This is a genomic window from Paranoxybacillus vitaminiphilus, from assembly GCF_003259935.1.
Classification (GTDB): Bacteria; Bacillota; Bacilli; order Bacillales; family Anoxybacillaceae; genus Paranoxybacillus; species Paranoxybacillus vitaminiphilus.
The window spans coordinates 101,418-123,976 of the sequence record NZ_QLMH01000007.1; the positions used below are offsets into that span (position 1 = coordinate 101,418).

A 22,559-nucleotide genomic window follows, 5' to 3' on the forward strand; every position below is an offset into this window, starting at 1 on the left:
TTTCAGTGTATTTGACTAATTTGAATGCTTGTGGGAAAATACAAAAAAGATTTTCAAACTATTAAAAAAATTGTAGGAAGTTTAAAAGATTATTCATAGAAAGGATGAGAGGATGCCAATATCGATTTATGTAGTGGATGCTTTTACAAACGAAGCTTTTAAAGGGAACCCGGCGGCTGTTTGTGTTCTTCCCTCTTCAAGAGATGAAGTTTGGATGCAATTAGTGGCTGAATAATATTTTAAATAGAAAATAAAATAGCAGATCTTTATCCCACGAGATCTGCTTTTAGATTTTTATTAGTTAGAGCCTTTCCACTTATATGTCCAAAACGCTTCGGTCTTTAACCATGTCAATGCGTCTCCGCCCCGCTTTGCTGCCCCCTGCATTAATCCTTCCGTTTGTGAACGATGGGCTTTAATAGCCGCAATTTTTTTATCAATCACCGAGCTGACATCGCGGATAATATCTGGATGGCCGATTTCCTGTTCGCAGTTTTTTGAAAAGGCAACACAATGCACCGTCGGGCGTTTTTCCAGCGGCAGGCGTTCAACAGCACGGATGACGGCGGCACCGCAGGCGTTATGGTCCGGATGAACGCTGTAGCCGGGATAAAACGTAATAATGAGCGAAGGATTTGTTTCCGCAATAATAGCGCTAATACGATCAGCAAGCATTTCTTCATCTTCAAATTCGATTGTTTTGTCGCGAAAGCCTAAAAGGCGCAAATCGTTAATGCCGATGATTTTGCATGCTTCTTCCAGCTCTTTTTTGCGAATGAGCGGTAATGTTTCCCGGTTGGCAAACGGCGGCTTGCCCATGTTTCTTCCCATTTCCCCAAGAGTGAGGCAGGCGTATGTGATCGGCGTTCCGTTTTCTGCGTGCAAGATGAGTGTGCCGGAAACGCCAAACGCTTCATCGTCGGGGTGAGGAAAAACGACTAATATATGTCTTTCCATATGCAACGTCCTTTCTTTATAAATTAAAACGGCTCACGGCTCAATTGCAAGGCAACAGCGAGTTTTCCCTCATAATCAACACCTGCTAAAAGCAGCTGTCCTTTTTCATTTAATATCCAATCGGTTAATCCTTCTGCATACACCCAGCCTAAGTCAAGCTTCAACCCGACACGATAAGGGCCTTCTCCGACAATTTTTCCGCGGCTGAACCGAATGCGTCCGTTACGGATATAAGCTCCCGCGGAGAAAAACCCTTCATTATGGTGGGAAGCATAAGCACCGTTAGTTGTTTCAAGATGAAGATAGACATCTTGATTCGCAAAGCGATTTAAAGCATCCTGAACTTCTTCAACGTTAATCGGCTGCAAGGCGAAACTCCTCCCGAGAATCTGTTTTTTATTTATTGTACATCAAATGATTGTCTTGAAGAAAACATTTCGTTTTGGCAGCTTTTTGTGCGAAGTGAATTTTTTTATAATGAAAGATAGAAGAAAGCGAAAAAGTACATCCACTTTGTTTAAAAACTTGCACCTAAATCCATGTAAAGAGGTGGTTATCATGGCTTTTTACGGCGAAGGTGTGACGTTTTTAAACTTTGATGGAACATACTTTTCGCAAAAGCAACTCTTTCATTTTCCGCATGAATGGCTTGATTTGACGGATATTTCCCAGACGAACTTGTATTGTCATCCGGAATCTTTAGCTGAAACCAAACAACGCTTAAATAAACGTGAACATAAAGGCATTACATTAATTGGAAGCGGTAACTACCATTATGTGTCTTATTTGCTTCTCCAAGAAATAGATGAGCCGTTTACATTGGTATTATTTGACCATCATACCGACTTAGGAAATGAAGAAGAGTCTCTCATTTCTTGTGGTTCTTGGGTATCTTACGCTTTAGAACATATTCCTTTTTTAGAGCGGGTCGTTATGATTGGTCCATCATCTGTACACTTTCATCCTCGTTATTCTTCAAAGCTCACAGTCTTTTCAAACGAACATTCTCCGAAACTGATTTTATCCAATATTCAAACGGACGCTGTGTATATGAGCATTGATAAAGATGTCCTTTGCCGTGAAGATGCATTGACCAACTGGGATCAGGGGACGATGAAACTAGAAACTCTCTTGCAGTATGTAAAACAGATATTATATTCCAAGAAAGTAATTGGGCTTGACATATGCGGCGAATATCCGCAAGCTTCAGTGAATTTGTTTGACCCGGTTTGTAGAGAAGCTCTTCTAAAAAATCAATATGCGAACAGACGCATCATTGAATCTTGCTTGCAGTCCGGCAAACATTTTGTTCATCGCCCACGGTTTGCTTAGTCTGCAAAGTTGGAATTTTTTCATTAATCGGATTTTCTTTGAAAACATTGACGTTCGTCCATCCGGTTATTACAATCTATGAATATGAAAATTATATAAAATTGTGTAACCTTGTATAAGTTCAAGAATATGGCTTGAACGTTTCTACCGAGCTACCGTAAATAGCTTGACTACAAGGGAACAAAGGTATAGGTGTATACGCGCGTATTATATCTATGCATTTTTTCCTTTGTTTAACAAGCTTCAGCAGGTCGGTGGAACTTTGCTGAAGCTTTTTATTTTGATTATTTCAATGGAGGACATAAATGATGAAGTCATTTTTTCAATTTAACGAGCGAAACACATCGTTTAAGCAAGAGACGTTAGCAGGGATTACGACCTTTTTATCCATGGCCTATATTTTAGTTGTTAATCCGCTTGTTCTTAGCGAATCCGGGATGGACAAAGGAGCAGTATTTACGGCAACAGCTGTTTCTGCCATCATCGGTTCACTGTTGATTGGTCTTCTGGCAAACTATCCAATCGGCATTGCCCCGAGCATGGGATTAAATTCATTTTTTACATACTCGGTTGTCATCGGTATGGGGATTCCGTGGCAAACAGCGTTGACGGGCGTGCTTGTCTCGGGAGTGCTTTTCATTGTTCTCAGCTTATTAAAAATTCGCGAAAAAATTATTAACATTATACCGCAAGATTTAAAATATGCGATTGCCGGCGGAATCGGGTTTTTTGTGGCGTTTATCGGTCTAAAAAATGCAGGAATTATTCATGCGAATGAAGCGACATTTGTCTCCATCGGCAATTTAAAGTCAGCTCCGACGCTGCTGGCGATTTTTGGCTTTATTGTGACGGTCATTTTTCTCATTCGCGGTGTTCGCGGCGGCATTTTTTACGGGATGGTTGTCTCCACTGTTGTCGGTATTTTGTTTGGCATCATTGATAGACCAACTGGCATCGTCGGCAGCATTCCGAGTTTACAGCCGACATTCGGCGCTGCTTTCATTCATTTATCTGATGTGTTTTCACCTGATTTATTAGCAGTCATTTTCACATTTTTGTTTGTTGCTTTTTTCGATACAGCTGGAACATTAATTGCCGTAGCAAGCCAGGCGGGAATTATGAAAGGAAACGAGATTCCTAATGCCGGCCGGGCCTTATTGGCAGATTCTTCAGCTTCCGTCATTGGTGCCGTTCTTGGAACATCAACGACAGCATCATTCATTGAATCGTCAGCAGGTATTGCAGCAGGGGGGCGAACAGGCTTTACGTCTGTTGTTATTGCCGGCTGTTTTGCCTTGGCGCTCTTTTTTGCCCCGGTGCTGTCCATCGTTACTCCGGAAGTAACAGCGCCAGCGTTAATTATTGTTGGAGCGATGATGGCAACAGAAATTAGCAAAATTAATTGGCGCAAGTTAGATGTCGTTATTCCGGCATTTGTAACGATTATTATGATGCCGTTGACATTCAGTGTGGCAACAGGCATTGCACTTGGATTTATCCTTTATCCGATTACGATGCTGGCATTAAATAAAGCAAAAGAAGTTCATCCGATTATGTATGCGTTATTTATCACATTTATTGTTTATTTCGCTTATGTCGCATAAAGTGAGTAAGGGCTGGCCTATAACTGTCTGACCTCACGTGTATTGTTCACTTATTCAAGGTGCTGGTCTCTATATTGTGCTGTGAGGGCTGATCATGCTTGGTCAGCCTCTTATTTTTCAATATATTCGAATAAGAAGGATTGCCCGTTTCGGTAAAAGCGCGGGTCGTAGATGCCGAGTTTTTTATTGTCGTCGATGATGACGACAAACGGTGCCCATTCGTACAATGTTTTGGCTTCAGGACGTTTTTTAAACAATGTGTCTAAATCAGCATTTTCGCTTGAATGTAATGTGTATTTTCGCTCTGCTTTTCCAAATAATGAGTCGCTAATAATATGAACAGTCTCTCCATTCTTGCCGATTACATTAAAATGCCAAGGGAGAAAATTAGCTGATAGTGTCAGCTGATCATATTGTTTACTGTATTGCTGATAAAGCATATAACCTTGCCCGGATTGAATGAAAAAATGAACAGCAATAAATCCCCATACTAATCGATACAGTTGGTGTCTTGGATAACGCCAACGTTTCCGCATGAAGAAAGCAGTGAAAATGATAAACCAAATGACAAAATCAATAATCGGAATCGTTCCAAACGTAATTCGTTTTTGTGAAAAAGGTTCAAAGTAACCTGTTCCCCAAGCGTTAAACAAATCGCTTGTACTATGAATAAAGACAGCCAAAAGGGCAAGGAAAAAAAGCCGCCAGCTTTTCACTTTAAATAAAATCATCGACAGCGCCATAAATAAAAACGCCCACAGCGGCATCATAAAAAGAGAATGAGTAATACCCCGATGCCACATTTGATACATTCCTTCACTGTCCCACAATTGCGAAATGACATCGATATCAGGAATTTGGCTTGCACCGATGGCTGTAAAAAGCGTGGCCTGTCTCATCTTCTTTGACATCTCCCGCTTGTCAACGGCTCCGTATAAAGTGAAACCAAACAGGGTATGTGTAATCGTGTCCAATGCATATTCCTCCATTAATAGATAATTCGGTATGTTTTTTCGTTAGAGATTGGCTCGATATCTGTCGTTTCCAGTTTTGTCACTTTGGCAAAAGGGGGGCCTTCGCTTATTTTTTCGATAAATGATTGGACCGCTTCTTCTTCCCCTTGTACTTCTAATTCCACTGTTCCGTCGTTATTATTTTTTACCCAGCCGGTTAGCTGCTGCTTCAGAGCTTCATAGTGTGTATAGTAACGAAAGCCGACCCCTTGAACGCGGCCGTAAACGATGGCGTGCAGCCGTTTCATAGCGGTTCCCTCCTTTGTATTTCCTTAGAAAAATCATACAACAGCCCAAGCTTTTTTGCATACGTTGAATATGTGAAACATTATTTGCATTATACGGAGGGAAAACAATGCATCATCATGAAGACATAGAGAAATATGCCCGAAAAGCCGCGATGTATGATTTATTAGCCTGTTATTACAAGTATACAGAGCCAAATAAACATATGATGTATTATCAAAAGCATTATGAATATATGAAAAAACTAGCTGCTGCCGAACAAGTTCGCGAGCAGGAAGAAACGGCAAATGTGGCAATGGTTCGCGTATTCCACGTTTCGCCAAATGCGCCGGCAGTCGATGTGTATGTAAATGGGAAAAAAGTATTACAGGGGCTAAAATATAAGCAAATAAGCAAATATTTAAAAGTTCCAACAGGACAACACCGCATCGATATTCATCCATCAGGGCAGACAACTTCCCCAATGTTGAGTGAAATGGTTTATATTTTGCCAAGTTTGCGCTATACGATTGCTGCGATTGGAAATGCAAACAATTTGCAGCTGCTTCCGTTTTTTGATAATCCATATGTATCGTATGGCGAAACAAAAGTACGCTTTGTGCATTTATCACCTAATGCGCCAGCTGTCGATATTGCGGTGAAAGACGGCAATGTATTATTTAAAAATGTACGTTATAAAGAAGTTTCTGACTACATGAAAGTTTCTGCTAATCAAAAATTAGGCTTAGAGATGCGCGTTTCTGAAACAGACAATGTCGTGTTAACAGTGCCAAACGTACGTTTAGATTCGAATAAGTCATACACGATTGCGGCAGTAGAATCTGTTAAGGACACTTTTTCATTAGAAGTGATATTAATTGAGGAATAATAGAAAAAAGCTGACCCGAAAAAATGTCAGACATGTTGGGTCAGCTTTTCTTTGTATGGGCTGGATACTAATTCATTCACGCGCTCGTACAATACTTCTTGAAGAAGAGGATGGTAACCTAAATAGTTGCATAAAATAAATTGCTTGTCAGATGCAGAAAGATTTTTCAGCTTTTTTTTCAATTTTTCCATTAAAACACCGGTAAACAGCAAGTAAGGAACGACAAAAATTTTCTTGTACTCAGAGTGGAGGGCATGATGCAGACCTTCTTCCAATGCCGGATGAGCGGCTGCAAGAAAACAGATCTCCACACGCGAAAGGCGTATTTTTTCTTGAAGAAGGCGGGCGATTTTTTGCAAATCCCTTTTTATATCTGGATCGCTGCTGCCGCGTCCAACAAGAAGCACCATTGTATCGTCATCGAGCGGAACGGATGGTTCAGCGATTCGTTCGATTAAAATTTGCACCATTTTTTCATGTACTCCGAATGGCCCGCCTATGACAATGTTTATATGAGGATAGCGCTGTTTTGCTTTGGCAATTTCTTCAGGAATATCGTGCTTTACATGTCCCGCTGCCAAAAGCAGAACAGGGATAACGGCGATGCTTGTTGCTCCTTTGTTCACACATGTGTCGATTCCTTTTGCAATATCTGGTTCCGCAAGCTCAATAAAACAAATTTCTTGGATGGGAACATCGATTTTTTTCTTACAGCGTTCCACAAATGCGACAGCTTCCTGGCATGCTTTTGCGATGCGGCTTCCATGACAAATATATAAAATTGCTTGCATCATCCACCTCGTTAAAACGCTTCATTGACCAGTGGTTGTTGTAACATTGCCCGTTCGAACCAGTTGATTTTATCGCGCAATGTGACCACTTCGCCGATGATAATCATGCTCGGATTTTCAATACGGTGTTGTTTGACAGCTTCTAAAATCGTTCCAAGTGTAGCTGTTACCGTTTTTTGTTCCAATAATGTTCCCCACTGTACGATCGCCACAGGGGTATGAGGTGATTTTCCGTGTTTCAGCAGTTGTTCGCGAATGTATGGAAGATTGCTGATTCCCATATAAATGGCCAACGTATCGATTCCTTTGGCAAGGTTTTCCCATTTAATATCTTCGTTGCTTCCTTTTTGCTTATGGCCGGTAATGAAGGCCACGCTTGAGCTGAAATCGCGATGGGTAACAGGGATGCCGGCGTAAGCGGCAGCAGCGATGCCTGATGTAATGCCTGGAACAATTTCAAATTCAATGTTATGCTTGGCAAGCGCTTCTGCTTCTTCGCCTCCTCTGCCGAATACGAACGGATCACCGCCTTTTAATCGTACGACTGTTTTTCCTTTTTTGGCGAGTTTAATTAAAAAAGAATTAATCGTTTCTTGCTTCATTGTATGGTAGTTTGGCAGTTTACCGCAGTAAATTAAATCGGCCTCTGGTTTCGCATACGAGAGCAATTGCTCGTTAATCAACCGATCATACAAAATCACATCTGCTTCTTGAATGCAGCGCAATCCTTTCATCGTGATTAATTCAGGATCACCGGGGCCTGCACCAACTAAGTATACCTTTCCCATCTTTATTCAGCCCTTTCTTCATTCAATTAGCGGGTGGGTTCATAATAGACAACGAACCCACCGCCGCGGCGAATCGGTTTTTTTTCATGAAGTGAAATATCGATAAACTCAGGAATTTTTAAAAAATGTTTTTCCAGTTCAACTTCGACGAGACGAAATGCTTGTTCATCGTCTTTTGCGGCGATAATGACGTGAATGATCCCATCTTTTGTTGTTACTTCAAAGCGGTATAGACTCATGACTTCACCTTTAAGCAACAGTGTTTAATTGGTTCAAAATATTGTCCAGTTTTGTTTGCAATTGTTCAAGGCCGATGCGGTTCACATATTCGAGAAATGTTTCGCCCGGTTGTTTTGTCTCTTTAAAATAGGTGAGAAGATTTAGAAGAACTTCATGAAGCTGCTCTGCATCGATTTTTCCTTTTAATTTTTCGTTGAATTTGCCCCCGTTGCGCAACGTGCCGCCGACGTAAATTTCAAACGCTTCGACCATTCCTTTGTCTTTCGTTTTCATTTTGATTCCTTGTAAGCCGATGTCACCGATTTGCCGCTGACCGCATGAATTCGGACAGCCGACCATATGGATGCGGACTGGAACATCAATTTCGAGATGGTCATCAAGGTATTCGGCAATGCGGCGCATCCGTTCTTTTGTTTCGACAAGCGCCAAGTTGCAAAATTGTGTGCCTGTGCAAGAAACGGAATAGCCAATAAACGTTTTTGGACGAATGGTAATCCGCTCGAATACTTTTTCTTGCAGGACAGCATCCACATGCTCATCACGTACATTTGGAATAATTAAATTTTGCGAATTGCATAGACGCACTTCACCGTTACCGTATTGTTTGGCTACTCTCGCAATTTCAAATACTTCATCGGCATTTAGACGGCCAACCGGTACGTTAAAGCCAATATAGTTCAGCCCGGGCTGTTTTTGTGGATGAACGCCGTATAAGTAGCCCGCATTCCAGCCTTTTTGCACATCTTCTCCTTTAGATGGGAGCGGACCTGTCAGTTCGAGCAATTTTTCTTTAAATTTTTCAACGCCCCAGTCAGCAACAAGAAACTTTAAGCGGGCGCGGTGGCGTTTTTCGCGATAACCGTAATCGCGGAAAATAGTCGTTATCGCAATCGCGACGTCTTTAACTTGCTCCGGTTTGACGAATATATCTAATGTTTGCGCAAGATAAGGAGCCGATGATAAACCGCCGCCTACTTTTACATGAAATCCAACCGTTTCTACGCCATCAATTACTTTTTTTGCCGGTGTAAAAGAGAGGCAATGAATTTCGGCGTTTGTTACGTTGTAAACATTGGCGCTGATCGACATTTTATATTTTCTCGGTAAGTTTGAAAAATCTTCGTTATGCTGGAAAAATTCATATACTTCACGAACAATGTCTGTTGTATCAACCAGTTCATGCGGATCGATTCCTGAAAGCGGATTGCCGACAATGTTGCGCGTAATGTCGCCGCAGGCACCGGCAGTGGACAATCCTACCCGCTTTAAGCGGTCAAAAATATCCGGAATTTGCTCGATTTCAAGCCAGTGGAATTGAACAGCTTGACGGGTCGTAATATCAAACAGGCCGCGGCCGTAATCGCGGGCAATGCCGGCTAATGTTTCGAGCTGTTCATTATTTAAAATGCCGGACGGCACGCAGACGCGCATCATGAAGTAGCCCGCTTCTTTTGGTTTTTGCAAATAAAGCCCTGCCCATTTAAACAAATCCCATTCCTCTTGAGGAATCGAAGCAAAACCGTGTTTTGCATAGTGAGGAATATCTTCAAAAATTTTCAATCCATCTTTTTGTAGCTTTTTCAATTCAGTTTTGTTTAAGTTCGGATTGTTCGCCCATATTTTTTCGTACGCCATTTACATCTTCCTCCTTAATGAATAAAATGTCGAGAATACAAGTACGAAATAACTTGATTGACACATTCTTCAACCGAGTGAAGATGTGTTTCAATCGTCAACTCTGGCGACACCGGTTCTTCATATGGTGAATCGATGCCGGTAAAATCGCGAATTTCCCCGTTTCTCGCCTTTTTGTAAAGCCCTTTTGGGTCGCGTTTTTCACATTCGTTAAGCGGACATTTGACGTAAATTTCAATAAACTCATCATCTTCCACAAGCTGGCGGACAAGCTGGCGATCTTGGGCAAAAGGGGAAATGAACGCCGTTAAGACAAACTGTCCGCTATCAACAAATAATTTGGCAACTTCTCCGATGCGGCGAATGTTTTCGGTACGGTCTTCAGGGGAAAAGCCTAAGTCTTTGTTTAAGCCGTGCCGAATGTTATCTCCATCTAGGACATAATTTTGGATCCCCAATTCAAACAGCCTTTTGGAAACCGCATTAGCAATGGTTGATTTACCTGATCCGGAAAGGCCGGTAAACCATAAAATACAGCTATGATGACCGTTTCGTTTGCGGCGCTGTTCTTTTGTAATGGCGGTGTGGTGCCACGTAAGGTTTTTACTCAATCCATCTTCCTCCCTTAATTGCTTGAACTTGAGAATGCTTCCTGTTTCATGCCTTTAATTAAGACTTGCACGACTTCAGGACGGCTGAACGTGCTCGGCGGAACTTCGCCGTTTCGCAACATTTCCCGCACTTTTGTGCCAGATAGTACGACATGATATTTTTGATCATGCGGGCACGTTTTTGTTGATGCCATTCCTTCACATTTCGTACAGTAAAAGCTATGTTCAAAGAAAAGTGGGGTAATTCCAAGTTCTTCTTGTGTAAAATTCAAGAAAATTTTTTGCGCATCGTACGTGCCGTAATAGTTGCCGACACCGGCATGATCACGGCCAACAATAAAATGGGTGCAGCCAAAATTTTTGCGTACAATCGCATGGAAAATCGCTTCACGCGGACCGGCATAGCGCATCGCCGCTTGAAACACCCCGAGAAAGACGCGGTCTTTCGGATAATAGTTTTCTAACAATACTTGATAGCTTTCCATCCGGATGTCTGCCGGAATGTCGTCTTCTTTTGTTTCGCCGACTAAAGGGTTTAAAAATAGACCATCGACAATTTCAAGCGCACATTTTTGAATATATTCATGAGCGCGGTGGACGGGATTTCTTGTTTGGAAGCCGACAACGGTATCCCATCCTCGTTCGGCAAAAAGTTTTCTCGTTTCAGCCGGATCGAAGTAAAATGGCGCGAAACGTCCTTTATCAGTGCGCTTTACTAGAGTAATCGGTCCGCCGACATATAGATTTGGCTTCGTAAATAATTTTTTGACACCAGGATGATTTATGTCATCTGTTCGGTAGACGAGGAGAGCTTCCTTCGTTTTATCAGGTTCGTATATTTCTTGAATTTCAAGAACTCCGTAAACCTCCCCGGCATGAACAAGTTTAACGGTTTCACCGATCGTTAACTGTGACGCTTTTTCTTTCGTCACTGCTAGTGTAATAGGAATGCTCCAAACGGTACGATCTCTTAGTCGCATTGTTTCAACAACTGATTCGTAGTCTTCTTTTCCTAAGAAGCCGGTTAGCGGGCTGTATCCTCCAATTCCAATGAGTTCAAGGTCGCTTAGCTCTGCTTTGCTTAATTCAATTTCTTTTTCAATTGGCGAGATTGGATAATCAGGATTCCAACGGTTTATTAAACTTCCGCCATGAGGGATGCTTAAGCTCATCAATAAAACCTCCTTAGTATAATATATATAAATAATTCGTATTGGTTAACTATCCTTTATGGCTAAATACCGCCGCCGTTTTCATGTAAAGAGCGTTTCTCTTCCGTAATCGTTTTTTTGAGGCTTAATGTACCGATTGTGGCCAAGCAGACGCTAATAATGGCAATAACCGTATAAATATCGCTATCTAGCAGCCATTTCACTAGACTGTAAGAAATGACAAGAGAAAAGACAGGTGAGACAAGCCAAACTTTTAACAGTTGAATGACAATTCGTTTTTGCCAAACGTAAAAACCGCTTTTCGCTGTGCCAATGCCGATAATGGCCGAAGTGGTAATTTGCGTTAACGGCACAGGAAGACCAAAAATGGATGAGATAATGACAAGAAGCGCTCCCGTGCCCGAAATGGCACACCCTTCAAACGGAGAAAATCTTGTAATCTTTTTTCCGTTTGTTTCAAGCACCCGGTATCCCAGCAATAATGCTCCGAAGGCGACAAACAGCCCGCCAATGATCGTTCCTTTTGTCACGGAAATAAGTCCGGCACCGACAAGAGGGCCGATGGCGTTAGCCACGTTATTCATACCGGCGGAGAAGGCTTCAAAAAATCCAGTGACAACAAGAGCAATCATAAATGTTTTTCGCCATGCTCCTTGTTCGATGGAAGGATATTTTTTTTTAATAAGTAAAAACCATTTGCCAATAAAATAAGTACATGTAAAAGCGATGATTGGAATGATAATCCAAATGGATACGATAAAAAGTAGCTTTTGAATATATAAAGTTTGATAAGCAATGCCGACACCGACAACAGCCCCTACGGTTATTTCGCTTGTTGAAAGCGGAATTCCCATAATATTTGCAGCAAATAGAGAAATGGCGGCTGACGCTAAAATAATGATGACAATTTTCACTGTTAAAATGGATGAAGGGATAATCCCTGAACCGATCGTTTTTATGACTTCGCCGCCGGCAAGGCTGCCTAAGAAGATGCCAATCGCACAGAGCAATAAGGCGATATATTTCTTTTTAATCGCACCGGAACCGTAAGCGACGCCCATTGCCGCCGCTGCACCGCTTCCGCCAATGTTCATCGCAAAAAAGAGCGAGACGATAAAAGCGATTGTCACTAGCATGCACGCCACTCCTTTTATGATTCGTGAAGGCCGCATTCCGTTTTCGCATGACCTACCCATCGCCCAGAACGTAAATTATTCAAGTCATAAGCAGGAGCCGTGCATGGTTTGCAACCGATACTTGGATATCCCATATCGTGAAGCTTGTTGTAAGGCAGGTTATGTTGATGAACATACCGCCAAATATCTTGCCATGTCCAATAAATGAGCGGACAAATTTTAATCGATTGAAATTTATGATCTTGATTAATATATTCCGTATTTGCCCGCGTTGGTGACTGCTCCCGGCGCAGACCGGAAATCCATGCCGACACGCCGGTCAGCACTTCACGAAGCGGAATAATTTTGCGCAGTTCACAGCATTTATTTGGGGTTGTTTTCCATAATTCATCCCCGAAAAGCGCTGCTTGTTCTTGAAGCGAAAGAGCCGGAGATTTCATAACGATACGCAGCGAAGGATATCTTTCTTTTACTTTTTCAATTGTTTCATATGTTTCCGGAAAATGCAGGTGAGTATCAAGAAAGATAATTTCGGCATCCGGCTTCACTTTAGAAATTAAGTCGATTAAAACAATTCCTTCCACCCCGAAACTGCATGCATAAACGATATCATTTTTATAATGGTCGTATGCCCATTTCAATACATCAAGAGCACCTTTTGTTTCGTTATTATTTGAAAAAATCGGTTTTTCCTGCTCCCAGTTGTGATAAGTAAGCAAATGTTTTCCCCCTCCTTGGTTTTGAACAAAGAACAAGGCGGGGACTCACCCATAAGTGTCTGACCTCACGTACATTTCACAATATATAGTCATATAGTCCATTTATCTAATATGGTGTGCTATATATTGTGTTGTGGGGTCTGACACTTTAACTTTTAGGTCAGCCTCCGCCTCTAGTTTGTCTAGTCAGCGTGCTTATTTTAATCTTACTTTCTCATTTTTCTCTAACTGAATCACTTTTCCATCTTGCACGACAAGTGTAATTGATCCAAATTTCAGAGAATTGAGCATTTCTTTAATTGTTGCAAAAACTCTTTCAAGCTGCTGTTCGCCGTTGCCCACAACAGTCCCCCCTTTTACAAATTCAAATCGAAAACTTTCCATTTCGGAAAGACTGAAGAGGTAACGTATTTTACCTTATCTCCCAAAATGGTTCACATTTTGCTGGATTTAGCACCTTACTCCTTACAAGCAGGTTGCCGGGGTTCATAGGGCCAAGTCCCTCCGCCGCTCTTGATAAGTATAATTGTCTAAAATTTTACCATAATTCTAACAGATGTCAATCCTAGTTTTTCGATAGGAATAAGTTAAATTGCATTTTTACATACATTTAAACTTTTATCACAACATTTGGTGCTATACTTAAACTTAGAAAGTTTTGTCGATTATTGGAGAATTTGTGGTGATGACGATTGAAAATAAAACCATTAAAGCAACTTATTTTTGCTGTACTATTATTACAGGTCATTTTTGCTTGCTTTGAGTTTTTTATGTTTGGTGAATGGAAAGCTGGAGAGCTGGCGAGATTGCTTGTTCTGATTGCTGCCTTGCTTTTCGTTGTTAAAGCTTTGAATCAATTAAATGAAGAAAATCAAAGATTAAAGAAACGAAGAGACGAATTTGAACAAACTTTTAACAGCGTTAAAGTAGCGTTATGGTCATTCGATGTGAAAACATCGTCTTTCTTATTTTCCAGCGGTGTCAGCCGCATTTTTGGATACAATAGCGAGTATTTGTCACACAATACGAATGCCTGGCGTGAGGCTGTTTATCCAAAGGATGTTAAAAAAGTAAGAGCGTTTGAGGAAAGATTGCTGCGAGGGGAACCGGCAACGATAGAGTTTCGCGTTATTCATCCGAATAGTGAAATTCGCTGGCTGCGCGTTGATGGCACGCCTGTTTTTGATCGCGAAGGTAGGCTTGTAAAAGTCAATGGCATCATTTTAGATATTACAGAAGTGAAGAGCTATGAGGAAAAAATTGACCGCATGGCTCATCATGATTTGTTAACCGGCCTGCCTAACCGCTACTATCTAAAAAAATATTTAGCCAGTTTAGTGGAAAGTCATGTCAAGAAGCAGCTGGCGATTTTATTTATTGATCTAGATCGCTTTAAAGTGATTAATGACACGCAAGGCCATACATTTGGCGATATATTATTGGAAAAAGTAACAGAGCGTTTGCAAAACTGTCTTTCGAAAAATGACTTTATTGTCCGCTATGGCGGAGATGAGTTTATTATTGTTTTGCAAAATGTAACGAGAGAGAAAGTAAGCCATATGGCGGAAACGATTATTGAACGATTTGCAGAAAGCTTTGTTGTAAATGGATTAGAAGTATTTACAACGCCAAGCATCGGCATCAGTATGTATCCAGAAGATGGAAGGGATATTGACACTCTTATAAAAAATGCTGATGCGGCGATGTATCTTGCAAAAGAAAGAGGGAAAAACAATTACCAATTTTACAATTCGTCGCTTCATGAAAAAAATGAGAAGAAGATGAGAATTGAAGGAAAGCTGCGAAAAGCATTGGAGCACAACGAGTTTGTCCTTTATTATCAACCGAAAATTGAATTGAGTACAAATCGTTTAGTGGGTGTGGAAGCATTAATCCGTTGGTACAACAAAGAGCTGGGATTTGTCTCTCCGGCAGATTTTATTCCGATTGCCGAGGAACTAGGACTTATTATTCCAATAGGCAAGTGGATTTTAAGGGAAGCGTGCAGACAATGTGTTGAGTGGCAGCAGCTGGGCTTTAAAAATTTAAGCGTAGCTGTCAACATTTCTCCACGCCAGTTTAAGGACCCTTCTTTTATTCAAACGGTTGTAAATATATTAGAGGAAACAGGCTTGTCTCCGCATTATTTAGAATTGGAAATAACGGAAAGCATTATGGAAGATATAAAGCGGTCGCGCGCTATTTTAGAAAAACTAAAACAAGTCGGTGTAAAAGTGGCTATCGATGATTTTGGAACAGGATACTCTTCTTTGCACTATTTATGCCATTTGCCGATTAATACGATTAAAATTGATAAATCGTTTGTCGACGGAATACATATTAGCGCTGAAAAAGTAGCGATTTTACAGACGATTATTGATATGGGACACCGCCTCCAATTTGAAGTGGTTGCAGAAGGAATTGAAACGCGGAGCCAAGTAGATTTCTTAGTAAATCACAGTTGTCAAGTTGGTCAAGGCTATTATTTTAATAAACCTCTATCTGTAAACGACTTTGAGAAATGGTATATTGCACAAGCTTTTGCAAATAAAGCATAAAGAACGGGGCTGACCCATAAATGTTCTGCTTCCACGTATAGTGGATTTTATCCATTGTTATGTCCTATATATATGATAGTTGTGGAGTTTTTGGGTCAGCTTCCTATTTTTGCTGAAGTTCCATTTTCATCAATTTACGCGTATCCGGGCCGTAAATTCCATCATCTTTTAGCGCGGCATACATGGATTGGAACCTTCTAACAGCATTTTCTGTTTTTTTACCGTAAACGCCATCAATATCTTTCGGATCGAAGTTTAGATGTTTTAAAGCGCGCTGTACCATTTTCACCTCTTCTCCTTCGTCTCCTCTTTTTAAAAATTTGTTTGGAAGAGGAAATTCTTCATTGTGCTGTTATCATACGTAAAGCAGAAAAAATGTTAAAATATTCTTTGTTAAAATAGGAAAACAAGGGAATTTACATATTCTCTACTTTAAATATAATCACTTTAAAGAGTATAAAAAGTTATTCCTAAATTTTCGGTGCAAAAGTATTAAGAAGTATATGAAGCAAAGGAGCAGTTGTAGATGAGGCTAATTATGATTGACGAGTACAACGATAAAACGATGCAATTGGCAAGACCTGTTTATGATCGCCATCGCCGTGTATTGTTAGCAGCAGGGCGGACGATTCATCCGAAATATTTGGAACGTTTGCGGCAAATGGATATTAAATATTTGTTTGTCGATGATTTCATTTCAGAAGGAATTACAATGGAAGAATTAATGGATATGCCATCATGGATGGAAGCGACGGAAATTGTCCAAAAAGCTTTTGAAGACGTAAAAGCAAACAAACCGTTCAATGTTCGTGAACTGCAAAAACTTGCGGTGAAATTAGTAGATGAAGTAAGCAGACGTAAAATGATTATCATTATTCCGTCCACTTCTTTGGCTGCGGAGCTTCGGCCTTATGCCCATGCTGTGAATGTCGCGCTTTTATCGCTGCAGCTGGGAAAGCAGCTGCGGCTCAATGGTTTACAAATGCACGACTTAGCAATGGGAGCTTTATTACACGATATTGGAAAAGCAGTGGAAGGAGACGAACATCATGCGATAAAAGGTTTCGAGTATTTGCGGAAAAACAGGGAAATCAGTCTATTGTCTGCTCATGTTGCCTATCAGCATCATGAAGCCTTTAACGGGGAAGGTGCTCCGAGAAAAGTTCGTCATAAAGAAATCCACCAATATGCGCAAATTTGCGGGATTGCCAATCGGTTTGAAAATCTCATTTCTGAAGAAGGCATTCCGCCGCATGAAGCGATGGAAGCTTTGATGGCAAAAAGCAATATCGATTTTGCACAGGATTTAGTCCGCCTTTTCGTTAATACAATTCCTTCTTATCCGCCAGGCGCAAAGGTGAAAATGAGCGATGGCAGGGAGGCAATCGTAACGAAAATTGTGAATCACATGCAGCGGCCATACATTCGCTATTTATCAACGAACGAGGAAATTTCATTGGCAGAGAAACCGAATTTGCTCATTATTAGCGTTACAGATAAAGATAAAAAATGAGGCTGTCCCCATAAGTGTCTGACCTCACGCGAAACCCATCATATATAGTGTTTTCGTCTAATGTTTTATATGATGGTGGTTGTGGGGTCTGATACTTGGATTAGGGGCAGCCTATTTTTATTTTTTGCGCAAATTCCCTAATTCTTCGGCAATTGCTTGCATTTCACTCGGGCTGAATGATGTTTTTTTCATGACCATATCGTAAATGTCTTTTAAGTCGTCATACAAACTTTCATCAAAATGAGAAGGCTTGATGGCATCAAAATTTAATACTTTAAGTTTTTCCTTAATTTTTTCAATCATGTATTCAATATTTTCTATTGATTTTTTTGTTAAATCCAACGTATTCATTCCTTTCATATGTAATTATCCACATTGTAACATACGGGATGTATATTTTCTTAACTTTTTCCATTATCGAATTTTGTTTATAATGTGTTAGTAAGCAGGGGAAGGAGTTGTCAGGAAAATGGTGAAAGTATTGTTCGTTTGTTTAGGGAATATTTGCCGTTCACCAATGGCGGAAGCGATTTTTCGCGATTTAGTGAAGAAAGAAGGGCTCGAAGATAAAATTATCATTGATTCAGCAGGCACAGGAAATTGGCACATTGGCAAACCGCCGCATCAAGGAACACAACAAATTTTAATGAAAAATAATATTAGCTTTGAGGGGATTCGTGCCCGACAAGTTGTGAAAGAGGATTTGGAAACGTTTGATTATATTATTGCTATGGATGTTGAAAATTTAGGAAATTTACGGCGATTGGCCGGATACAATAAAACCGGCTTTATCGGCCGGCTTCTCGATTTTGTACCGGATAGCGATATTGCAGATGTGCCAGACCCTTACTATACGGGTAATTTTGATGAAGTGTATGAGCTGATTCAAAAAGGGTGTAAAAACTTGCTGGAAACGATAAAAAAAGAGCATCATTTATAAACAACATATTGAAAAGAGGAGGAATAATGGTTAGGAAGATTAATAAGGTATGGAAAGGAATCATGATTGGTGCAGCTATCGGTGCGGCTATGTCTCTTCTTGATCAAGAAATAAGAAAAAAGTTAGGTGCTGACAATAAGTTAGCTCATTTCCTAAAAGATCCAGTTCATATTGTTGAAAAAGTTAGCCAACATATACATAAATGCCGACAATCATTGGAGCAGTTGTCTGAGGATATTTCTTTTATCGCGGACAAAATAAAAGAAATAAACGAAAAAACACCTGAAGTGCTCGAATTGGTTAAAGAAACATTTGCACGGCGAAAGGACGATGATCCTCAACTGTAAATTGGGGGAAGAAGCATGATAATTGACCTCTCGTTTGTTCGGGAGCTTGTGAAGCGGTTTCAAGAAGATGAGATTTCTCGTTTATCGGCAGAATTGGCGTATTTTTTTCTTCTGTCCCTTTTTCCTTTTTTAATTTTCTTATTTACATTGCTTGCCTATTTGCCTATTCCACATGAAGATGTATTGTTGCTTGTGCGTGAATATGCGCCAAAAGAGGCGCTTCGCTTAATCGAAACAAACGTACATGCCATGATGGACCATCAAAACGGAAAATTGTTGTCATTTAGCATTATCGCAACGGTTTGGTCGGCCTCTAATGGGATTAATGCGCTTGTCCGCGCTTTTAACCGCGCTTACGATGTGAAGGAAGAGCGTTCTTTTATTGCGGCAAGAGGAATGTCGGTTTTATTAACGTTTGCGATGATGTCTGTCATTGTTGTTGCGCTTGTCCTTCCTGTTTTCGGACGGGCGCTTGGCAGTTTTTTGTTTTCGGCATTTGGCTTTTCCAGTGAGTTTTTAGCGGTTTGGAATACATTCAGATGGGGGGGCAGCTCTGTGATTTTGTTTATCGTTTTTACCGCTTTATATTATTTTGCTCCCAATAAGCATTTACGTATAAAGGATGTAACAAGAGGCGCTTTGTTTGCAACGATTGGCTGGATGGTTGTTTCGTTTGCTTTTTCTTATTATGTGGGAAATTTGACTGATTACACAGTGATGTATGGGAGCCTCGGCGGCATTATTATATTGATGGTTTGGTTTTATTTATCAGGGATGATTATTGTTTTAGGAGGAGAAATGAATGCGCTTTTTTCTTGCCGCCGCCAGAAAAGAATGTACGAACGTTAAAACCACAAACTTCCTCTCATGAAGAAAAAGAAGCGAGAGATATTAAATGCTGTAAGGCTGGTTGCCTTCACTCCATCATGAGGGGGATTTTACATGACGAAGCATACAAAAAAAGATGGCGGTACGAAACAAAAAGGAAAGCATAAACCGAAGCATAAAACAAGCGGAAGCGCTAACGGACAAAACGGTTATCATTAAAAAGGAAATGAGGCTGACCCATAAGTGTCTGACCTCACATGCATTTCACTATCTTATATATTGTGTTGTGGGGTCTGATACTTTGTTTTTGGGTCAGCCTCTATCTTTGTTAGATTGGCAACCGTTTTTTATTCAACGATTTCTTCATAATGGTAATATGTTTGGTTATAAATGTGTTCAATTTCTGCGTCTGTCATATAAAGAAGTTCGCTTTTGTTAATTCCTTTCATTTTTTCAATAAAATCAATCATATTTTTCCGTTCCGCTCTACTCATTGATCATCGCTCCTTTAATCTGTTTTAAAACAGTATTTTTATGTTAATTGTATTATATAACAGATTTTAAAAAACGGTCAATATATTTTCTGAAAATTAGGCGAAAAAATAAAAAGCCTGTCAATCACTTTAAAGCGATTTCAGGCTTTTTGCGTACAAACAAGGCTGCTGCAATGGTTAACAATATAAAACTTATGACAATAAAAAAGCTTCCGCCTTGCCAATATTGAATGACCACACCGCTAATGAAGGGACCGACAATGCTGCCGATGCTATAAAGAATTCCGCACAGCAAATTTCCGGCAGGAAGCAAATGTTTAGGGAGAAGGTCAGCCGTGTATGACATTCCTAGTGAAAATAAAGATCCAACAAACATGCCGGCAATAAAAAAGCAAACAAAAAGAGCGATAAAGGATTGCGAAAGCACGCTGGCTGTTATAAAGCTGATACAACCGATAAATAGCGCGAATATAAGAACGGTCTTTCGCGGAAAACGGTCGCTCAATAAACCAAGTGGCAGCTGAAAGACGATGCCGCCAATCGTAAAGGCCGGCAAAAGAACAGAGACATGTTGTACAGGAATATTCTCGCGAAGAGCGAAAATTGGAAAGCTTCCGTTGACGGCTGTTTCTAAAAAGCCGTAAGCAAACGGTAATAGAAGAGCAACCCACGCGTATTTCCAAGCTTGTGCAAATCGTTTAAACGTAGCAAAGAAGCTTTCATGTTCATCAGCGGCATCTGGATATTCATTTTTTAACAAAAATAAGGTCAGCCAACCAAGTAAGCTGAGAAAAGATGAAATGATAAACGGCAGTGACTGATGCACTTCAACAAGCGGTGTCAGCAGCGGCCCGACCGCGAAACCGATGCCGAAAAATAAACCGTACAACGACAAGTTGCGGCCGCGGCGATGAGGCGGCGAAAAATCTGTAATCCACGTTTGCGTGGCAAAATGCAGCATATGATCGCCGATGCCAATCAAAAGCCGTAACAAAAACCAGAACATAAACGAGTGCCAAAGTGGAAATACAGCCAGTGATAGTAATACAATAAAGCCACCGAACATAATAATCGGTTTGTATCCATATTTTCTAAGCGGCTTCTCCATAAATGGAGAAATAAGCAGCACGCCGATGTATAAAGCCGTCGCGTGAATACCATTTAGTGACGAAGAAAATCCATTTTTTTCAAGGATAATTGAAATAAGCGGCAGCAGCAAACCTTGTGATAGTCCGGAAATGGCAACAATACTGACTAAAATCCAAAAATGTATGTTGTTCATTTTCATAAAAATAACCCCGTCTGAAAGAAGTCACACTGAATAAAATAGTACAATATATTTTTCGTTAATGACAAGAAAAATGAGGTAATACAAAATGGAATTTCAGAAGTGACAGAATCGTCTGAACTCATTTAACATCCTTTTAAGTTCTCTGTCCTTGAGGGAATATTTGTCTATTTTATATTGATTTGAGACATAAAAAGCGGGAAAATGTTCATGATAGAATAAAAAATAACATTACACTATGAAGGGCTGGAAATGTATGTTTAATAAGCTCTTTTCTTTCATGGTATTCGTTGGTGTGCCGCTGTCTATTGTCGGCAGTATTTTGCACTGGCCTTCCATTCTTATGTTTGTGATTTACTGCTTAACGATTATTGCATTAGCAAGTTATATGGGAAGAGCGACCGAGAGCTTAGCGATTGTAGCGGGACCGCGAATTGGCGGTTTGCTAAATGCAACGTTTGGCAACGCTGTTGAGCTGATTATTTCGATTTTTGCTTTAAAAGCGGGACTGGTAGAAGTTGTGCTGGCTTCCTTAACCGGTTCAGTGCTGGGGAATTTATTGTTAGTTGCAGGATTGTCCTTTTTTGTCGGCGGTTTGAAATATAAACGTCAAGAATTCAATGTATATGATGCCCGCCACAACGCCGGTTTATTAACATTTGCCATCTTAGTCGCATTTGTCATACCGGAAGTTTTCTCAATGACCATGTCCGAAGCGAAAACATTATCGCTCAGTGTCGGCATTTCTGTTATTATGATTACCCTTTACTTAGCTGCGTTATATTTTAAGCTTGTTACACACCGCGGGGTTTATCAGCATAAATCAGATGAAGTCGAAGAGCATGAGGAGCCGGAGTGGTCAAAAGGGAAGTCGATGGCGATTTTGGCGCTTGCCACTGCCGCAGTTGCTTATGTATCGGAAAATTTAGTACATACATTTGAGACGGTTGCGGAGTCATTTGGCTGGAGCGAACTGTTTATCGGGGTCATCATTGTTGCGATTGTCGGTAATGCCGCAGAACACGCTTCAGCGATTATTATGGCCTATAAAAATAAAATGAATGTTGCTGTTGAAATTGCGATTGGCTCAACATTGCAAATCGCGATGTTTGTCGCACCTGTCCTTGTGCTCGTTTCGCTGCTTTTCCCTGTGCAAATGCCGCTAGTCTTTTCTTTGCCTGAATTAATTGCGATGGCCACAGCCGTTCTGCTTACCATCGTTCTTTCAAATGATGGCGATACCAACTGGTTTGAAGGGGCAACGATGCTGGCGGCTTACATTATTATGGGAATAGGTTTTTATTTATTATAAGCATTTTATAAAAAAGGGCTGACCTATAAGTGTTTTACCTCATGTGTAATCCATCATATATAGTGTTCTTACTTGGTGTTATGTACTGTATATGATGGTTTCGGGGTTTGACACTTTGTTTTAGGGTCGGCCTCATTTTCTGTTTGGACAAAACATATATCATCAAT

At 40.5% G+C, this 22,559-nt stretch carries 27 protein-coding genes and 2 riboswitches; of the genes, 10 read left to right on the forward strand and 17 right to left on the reverse strand.

Annotated elements, in window-relative coordinates:
* Positions 1-112 precede the first annotated feature (112 nt).
* Complete coding sequence (locus B0I26_RS10035; protein ID WP_245934756.1) at positions 113-235, forward strand: PhzF family phenazine biosynthesis protein; 123 nt, start codon at positions 113-115, stop codon at positions 233-235.
* A 62-nt stretch (positions 236-297) separates the two neighbouring features.
* Here the strand turns inward: B0I26_RS10035 and bshB2 are convergent, their stop codons facing one another.
* Both bshB2 and B0I26_RS10045 read right to left on the reverse strand, forming a co-directional pair.
* Positions 298-957: a bacillithiol biosynthesis deacetylase BshB2 gene (gene bshB2, locus B0I26_RS10040; protein WP_111645312.1), complete on the reverse strand. Its 660-nt coding sequence runs from the start codon at positions 955-957 to the stop codon at positions 298-300.
* 23 nt (positions 958-980) lie between these two features.
* Positions 981-1,325: a YojF family protein gene (locus tag B0I26_RS10045; protein ID WP_111645313.1), complete on the reverse strand. Its 345-nt coding sequence runs from the start codon at positions 1,323-1,325 to the stop codon at positions 981-983.
* Between the two features lie 190 nt (positions 1,326-1,515).
* Between B0I26_RS10045 and B0I26_RS10050 the strand changes: the two genes are divergently transcribed.
* Together B0I26_RS10050 and B0I26_RS10055 are read left to right on the forward strand one after the other, a co-directional pair.
* Positions 1,516-2,289 carry an arginase family protein gene (locus B0I26_RS10050; protein ID WP_111645314.1) on the forward strand — a complete coding sequence of 258 codons (774 nt, stop codon included), beginning with the start codon at positions 1,516-1,518 and terminating at the stop codon, positions 2,287-2,289.
* A 91-nt stretch (positions 2,290-2,380) separates the two neighbouring features.
* Positions 2,381-2,482, forward strand: a riboswitch (purine riboswitch).
* Between the two features lie 115 nt (positions 2,483-2,597).
* Positions 2,598-3,893: an NCS2 family permease gene (locus tag B0I26_RS10055; RefSeq protein ID WP_111645361.1), complete on the forward strand. Its 1,296-nt coding sequence runs from the start codon at positions 2,598-2,600 to the stop codon at positions 3,891-3,893.
* A 110-nt stretch (positions 3,894-4,003) separates the two neighbouring features.
* Here the strand turns inward: B0I26_RS10055 and B0I26_RS10060 are convergent, their stop codons facing one another.
* Together B0I26_RS10060 and B0I26_RS10065 are read right to left on the reverse strand one after the other, a co-directional pair.
* Positions 4,004-4,867 carry a metal-dependent hydrolase gene (locus B0I26_RS10060; protein WP_111645315.1) on the reverse strand — a complete coding sequence of 288 codons (864 nt, stop codon included), beginning with the start codon at positions 4,865-4,867 and terminating at the stop codon, positions 4,004-4,006.
* A 14-nt stretch (positions 4,868-4,881) separates the two neighbouring features.
* Positions 4,882-5,154: an acylphosphatase gene (locus tag B0I26_RS10065; RefSeq protein WP_111645316.1), complete on the reverse strand. Its 273-nt coding sequence runs from the start codon at positions 5,152-5,154 to the stop codon at positions 4,882-4,884.
* 107 nt (positions 5,155-5,261) lie between these two features.
* Here B0I26_RS10065 and B0I26_RS10070 point away from each other — a divergent pair, with 107 nt between their 5' ends.
* Positions 5,262-6,020, forward strand: coding sequence for a DUF4397 domain-containing protein (locus B0I26_RS10070; protein WP_111645317.1), 759 nt, complete (start codon positions 5,262-5,264; stop codon positions 6,018-6,020).
* A gap of 26 nt (positions 6,021-6,046) precedes the next feature.
* Here B0I26_RS10070 and B0I26_RS10075 read toward each other — a convergent pair whose 3' ends face one another.
* The 9 genes from B0I26_RS10075 to B0I26_RS10115 form a co-directional block, all read right to left on the reverse strand.
* Complete coding sequence (locus tag B0I26_RS10075) at positions 6,047-6,811, reverse strand: sirohydrochlorin chelatase (RefSeq protein ID WP_111645318.1); 765 nt, start codon at positions 6,809-6,811, stop codon at positions 6,047-6,049.
* A gap of 11 nt (positions 6,812-6,822) precedes the next feature.
* Positions 6,823-7,599, reverse strand: coding sequence for a uroporphyrinogen-III C-methyltransferase (gene cobA, locus B0I26_RS10080; protein ID WP_111645319.1), 777 nt, complete (start codon positions 7,597-7,599; stop codon positions 6,823-6,825).
* 26 nt (positions 7,600-7,625) lie between these two features.
* A complete protein-coding gene (locus B0I26_RS10085) occupies positions 7,626-7,838 on the reverse strand; it encodes a DUF3906 family protein (RefSeq protein WP_111645320.1) in 213 nt (70 codons plus the stop codon).
* 10 nt (positions 7,839-7,848) lie between these two features.
* Complete coding sequence (locus B0I26_RS10090; RefSeq protein WP_111645321.1) at positions 7,849-9,474, reverse strand: nitrite/sulfite reductase; 1,626 nt, start codon at positions 9,472-9,474, stop codon at positions 7,849-7,851.
* Between the two features lie 14 nt (positions 9,475-9,488).
* Positions 9,489-10,085, reverse strand: coding sequence for an adenylyl-sulfate kinase (cysC, locus tag B0I26_RS10095; RefSeq protein ID WP_111645322.1), 597 nt, complete (start codon positions 10,083-10,085; stop codon positions 9,489-9,491).
* Positions 10,086-10,099: 14 nt separating this feature from the next.
* A complete protein-coding gene (sat, locus tag B0I26_RS10100) occupies positions 10,100-11,257 on the reverse strand; it encodes a sulfate adenylyltransferase (protein WP_111645323.1) in 1,158 nt (385 codons plus the stop codon).
* 62 nt (positions 11,258-11,319) lie between these two features.
* Complete coding sequence (locus B0I26_RS10105) at positions 11,320-12,393, reverse strand: inorganic phosphate transporter (RefSeq protein ID WP_111645324.1); 1,074 nt, start codon at positions 12,391-12,393, stop codon at positions 11,320-11,322.
* Between the two features lie 14 nt (positions 12,394-12,407).
* Positions 12,408-13,112, reverse strand: a complete 705-nt coding sequence (locus tag B0I26_RS10110; protein WP_111645325.1) for a phosphoadenylyl-sulfate reductase — start codon at positions 13,110-13,112, stop codon at positions 12,408-12,410.
* Positions 13,113-13,307: 195 nt separating this feature from the next.
* Complete coding sequence (locus tag B0I26_RS10115; protein WP_409991424.1) at positions 13,308-13,412, reverse strand: YezD family protein; 105 nt, start codon at positions 13,410-13,412, stop codon at positions 13,308-13,310.
* A gap of 114 nt (positions 13,413-13,526) precedes the next feature.
* Positions 13,527-13,635, reverse strand: a riboswitch (SAM riboswitch).
* Between the two features lie 169 nt (positions 13,636-13,804).
* On the opposite strand from B0I26_RS10115, the gene B0I26_RS10120 reads away from it, so the two are divergent.
* Positions 13,805-15,670 carry a putative bifunctional diguanylate cyclase/phosphodiesterase gene (locus tag B0I26_RS10120; protein WP_111645327.1) on the forward strand — a complete coding sequence of 622 codons (1,866 nt, stop codon included), beginning with the start codon at positions 13,805-13,807 and terminating at the stop codon, positions 15,668-15,670.
* A 103-nt stretch (positions 15,671-15,773) separates the two neighbouring features.
* On the opposite strand, the gene B0I26_RS10125 is transcribed toward B0I26_RS10120, so the two are convergent.
* On the reverse strand, positions 15,774-15,959 hold the full coding sequence (locus B0I26_RS10125; RefSeq protein ID WP_281268700.1) for a peptidoglycan-binding domain-containing protein: 186 nt from the start codon (positions 15,957-15,959) through the stop codon (positions 15,774-15,776).
* Between the two features lie 237 nt (positions 15,960-16,196).
* Here B0I26_RS10125 and B0I26_RS10130 point away from each other — a divergent pair, with 237 nt between their 5' ends.
* Positions 16,197-17,183: an HD-GYP domain-containing protein gene (locus B0I26_RS10130; RefSeq protein WP_111645329.1), complete on the forward strand. Its 987-nt coding sequence runs from the start codon at positions 16,197-16,199 to the stop codon at positions 17,181-17,183.
* A 117-nt stretch (positions 17,184-17,300) separates the two neighbouring features.
* Here the strand turns inward: B0I26_RS10130 and B0I26_RS10135 are convergent, their stop codons facing one another.
* Positions 17,301-17,525, reverse strand: coding sequence for a DUF1128 domain-containing protein (locus B0I26_RS10135; protein WP_111645362.1), 225 nt, complete (start codon positions 17,523-17,525; stop codon positions 17,301-17,303).
* A 127-nt stretch (positions 17,526-17,652) separates the two neighbouring features.
* On the opposite strand from B0I26_RS10135, the gene B0I26_RS10140 reads away from it, so the two are divergent.
* From B0I26_RS10140 to B0I26_RS10150, 3 genes are read left to right on the forward strand one after another with little or no spacing between them, the layout of a single operon-like run.
* Positions 17,653-18,123, forward strand: coding sequence for a low molecular weight protein-tyrosine-phosphatase (locus tag B0I26_RS10140; protein WP_111645330.1), 471 nt, complete (start codon positions 17,653-17,655; stop codon positions 18,121-18,123).
* A 26-nt stretch (positions 18,124-18,149) separates the two neighbouring features.
* Complete coding sequence (locus B0I26_RS10145) at positions 18,150-18,470, forward strand: YtxH domain-containing protein (protein ID WP_111645331.1); 321 nt, start codon at positions 18,150-18,152, stop codon at positions 18,468-18,470.
* A 15-nt stretch (positions 18,471-18,485) separates the two neighbouring features.
* Positions 18,486-19,319 carry a YihY/virulence factor BrkB family protein gene (locus B0I26_RS10150; protein ID WP_111645332.1) on the forward strand — a complete coding sequence of 278 codons (834 nt, stop codon included), beginning with the start codon at positions 18,486-18,488 and terminating at the stop codon, positions 19,317-19,319.
* A gap of 326 nt (positions 19,320-19,645) precedes the next feature.
* Here B0I26_RS10150 and B0I26_RS10155 read toward each other — a convergent pair whose 3' ends face one another.
* On the reverse strand, positions 19,646-19,792 hold the full coding sequence (locus tag B0I26_RS10155; RefSeq protein WP_111645333.1) for a BH0509 family protein: 147 nt from the start codon (positions 19,790-19,792) through the stop codon (positions 19,646-19,648).
* 124 nt (positions 19,793-19,916) lie between these two features.
* The gene (locus B0I26_RS10160; RefSeq protein WP_181502832.1) at positions 19,917-21,080 is read right to left on the reverse strand and encodes an MFS transporter; all 1,164 of its coding nucleotides are present in this window, start codon (positions 21,078-21,080) and stop codon (positions 19,917-19,919) included.
* A 256-nt stretch (positions 21,081-21,336) separates the two neighbouring features.
* Here B0I26_RS10160 and cax point away from each other — a divergent pair, with 256 nt between their 5' ends.
* Positions 21,337-22,392 carry a calcium/proton exchanger gene (gene cax / locus B0I26_RS10165; RefSeq protein ID WP_111645334.1) on the forward strand — a complete coding sequence of 352 codons (1,056 nt, stop codon included), beginning with the start codon at positions 21,337-21,339 and terminating at the stop codon, positions 22,390-22,392.
* The last annotated feature ends 167 nt before the right edge of the window (positions 22,393-22,559 follow it).